We start from the raw sequence: 2,659 nt of genomic DNA on the forward strand, positions 1-2,659 counted from the left end.
AAAATTTTTGCCTCAAACCCTATCTGCGTAAGGACTTCAGGATTTTGTGTCCAGTAGTCCCTTAGTATTATATTGCTTTAACTCAGGCTCTGTAAGACTTTGAGCCATAGCTAGTATATTTATACGGGGGAAGTTCAGTTATACCCACGTTTTAGCCAGAGGTGGCACAGGTGTGAGAAGTCCCCTTGATGATTGACTGATTGGTGTTGACAGCAGTTATTTTAATAGTGAGGTACGAGGTTTGCGTTTTGGGGAGTCGGTCGCCGATACAAAATTAGGTTATACTTCATCTTTATGAGAAAGGCTGCCATACCGGAATCTAATTTTGGGGAGATTGCATACCATATTTAACTTCATTTGTCAAGAAATTCGCTCATTTTTAGGTGCGATCGCTTTTTACACGATTATTCCGGTTCCGATTGCCTGGCCGGATTTTGGCAGAATTGCCCGATGGATTCCCCTAGTGGGCTTATTTTTGGGTTTAATTCTAGTTTTGCTCGATATAACTCTAGCTGGTCTGGGAATGCCACCCCTGACTCGTGCAGTTGTCCTTGTGGGGGTTTGGGTTTATCTAACGGGAGGACTACACCTTGATGGAGTTAGTGACACGGCCGATGGTTTAGCTGTCACCGACCCCCCGCGTCGTTTAGCGGTCATGGCCGATAGTGTTACCGGGGCCTTTGGAGTCATGGCCGTGACTATGGTTTTGCTGCTAAAAATCGCCGCTTTGACCGATTTAAGCGATAATCGAGCCTTAGCTCTAATTTTAGCCCCAATTTGGGGACGTTGGGGGCAAGTAATGGCGATCGCTCTTTATCCCTACCTCAAACCCACCGGCAAGGGAGCCTTTCATAAAGTGGCTTTTTGTCTGCCCTGGGACTGTGGGGGAGTAATTTGGGGGTTAATCGCCCTATTTAGCGGTCTAAGCTGGGGAATAATCGCCATTAGTGCCGGAATCGCCCTCGCTCTGCTTACTGGTTACTGGTTATATCGTCGTCTTCGGGGTCACACCGGTGATACCTACGGTGCGGTGGTGGAATGGACAGAGGCTCTATTCTTGGTTTTTTTGACAATAATTAGCTAAGCTGCCAGGGTATTTAAATTGCTTGTTGAGATGAGGCAAGAGGCAAGAGGCAACAGTAAAGGAATTGGGGGAGATTCAACTAATCTAAGGATAGGCGATTAAAATGGGTCTCAGCTTAATAGACCTCTGGCATAATTAATTTTTTGGGATTCAAAAACGTCAACAATAAGGATGAACTGGCCTAAAATCTGTAAATAGACCATTTAATTGATTAATGTTCATTTTTAATTCTCCTGGCTACTGACTACTGGCTACTGACTCCTAACCAACCTGGACAATTGTTGATTTTTACCAGAGGTTTAATTTTTGCCCTCCACGGCCCGTAAACGGGTTAATTTCAGGGTAAATTTGCCCCCACCGGTTTCTCCGAAAGCTCTCACCCGAATAACATACTTACCCGACTCGGTAATGCGCGCAAAGAGGAGGGCATTAGTGCCACCATCGGGACCATCATCATTTTCCGCTACAGTGGAACCATCGGCGGCCAGGAGAATTAACACCCCATCAAAATTTTCCGATTTGAGATCGATGGCCACCTGATCGTCCTTGTCCAAATCTACGGTATAATCCCTAGCAAACCCCCCTTCACCTGTGGGAATATCTTTGTCGGTGAGAGTATCGTTAATTTCTTTATTGAGGATTAGGGGGACGGGACTATAGATTTTTTCCGCTCGCACGGGTAAAGATTGACCGGTTAACCAGAATAAAGTGAGCAAGACGCATAAACCAGAATAGCGACCAGTCAAAGGAAATCTTGTCATAATGGCAGATGTTCGTTTTCTCAATCTCCCTATTCTACAAAAAACTGATAACTATCAGCAGTTCGACAAAATTAAATTCACACCCCCTCTCAGGGGAACACCGGAACTGCGGAACTGCGGAAGGGAAAAATATGTGTAATTAATTTTGTTAACTATGAACATATATTCCTTGCTGGCAAAACAAGTTAAAAATCCCCCTTGGAGCAAGGGAGCAAGAGGGAAGATAAAACCCGTTTAAGGTAATTGCTCTGATCATTAATTGACAATATTTAAAACAGATTGATTGAAAAATGAACTAGAAGTTAAAAACTTAAAGAGGGTTCTTACATGGACAAAGAAGCTAAAGACTGAGTGATATTATAGGCTTGACCGCGATAGGTAACGGCTACCGGTTTCTGAATGGTTTGAACGACACCACGGTTTTTTAAATAGGGAACACCACGATAGCCTAAAATCAGCGGACTGGAAGCAACGGTGGCAGTGGGATTTTTGTCGTAAGCAATGCTGCGATAGGTTAATTTCATAGGTGTCTCTGGAGATAATTGGTGAGTTAGTCTTATCTCCAGCTGCGGCGAAATTAATTCCAGAAAAGCTCAACTTTTTTCTGGGTAAATATCCTACCAAGAAGACCCCCGATAGCGCATTTCTCGACGCAAGGCATAACGACGGGCAAAATTAGGAACATCGCCCCGACATTTGAGATAAAGACATTTAAGGCATCATCGGGTAACACCGTCGCTAAAACTCGCGCTTTGTCGATACCGGCTTTCTGGAGAATACTTTCATCGGTGGCGTTACCATTAAGAGTTAAGTA

General features: G+C 44.2%; 3 protein-coding genes and 1 pseudogene. 1 reads left to right on the forward strand and 3 read right to left on the reverse strand.

Annotation, left to right across the window (positions count from 1 at the left end; genetic code table 11):
- The first annotated feature begins 325 nt into the window (after positions 1 to 325).
- Complete coding sequence (cobS, locus tag O9300_RS17250; protein WP_287972954.1) at positions 326 to 1,084, forward strand: adenosylcobinamide-GDP ribazoletransferase; 759 nt, start codon at positions 326 to 328, stop codon at positions 1,082 to 1,084.
- Positions 1,085 to 1,383: 299 nt separating this feature from the next.
- On the opposite strand, the gene O9300_RS17255 is transcribed toward cobS, so the two are convergent.
- The 3 genes and pseudogenes from O9300_RS17255 to O9300_RS19550 all read right to left on the reverse strand — a co-directional run.
- Positions 1,384 to 1,845 carry a PPC domain-containing protein gene (locus O9300_RS17255; protein ID WP_287972956.1) on the reverse strand — a complete coding sequence of 154 codons (462 nt, stop codon included), beginning with the start codon at positions 1,843 to 1,845 and terminating at the stop codon, positions 1,384 to 1,386.
- A 323-nt stretch (positions 1,846 to 2,168) separates the two neighbouring features.
- Positions 2,169 to 2,369, reverse strand: coding sequence for a DUF4278 domain-containing protein (locus O9300_RS17260; RefSeq protein ID WP_190720927.1), 201 nt, complete (start codon positions 2,367 to 2,369; stop codon positions 2,169 to 2,171).
- Between the two features lie 173 nt (positions 2,370 to 2,542).
- Positions 2,543 to 2,659 (reverse strand): annotated as a pseudogene (locus O9300_RS19550) (NAD-binding protein); the annotation flags it as partial.

Origin of the sequence: Microcystis sp. LE19-195.1E, from assembly GCF_027532095.1 — a bacterium.
Taxonomy (GTDB): domain Bacteria; phylum Cyanobacteriota; class Cyanobacteriia; order Cyanobacteriales; family Microcystaceae; genus Microcystis; species Microcystis aeruginosa.

Coding starts and splice junctions, on each gene's coding strand:
- O9300_RS17255 (WP_287972956.1), bottom strand. CDS start 1,845: ATGACAAGATTTCCTTTGACTGGTCGCTATTCTGGTTTATGCGTCTTG.
- O9300_RS17260 (WP_190720927.1), bottom strand. CDS start 2,369: ATGAAATTAACCTATCGCAGCATTGCTTACGACAAAAATCCCACTGCC.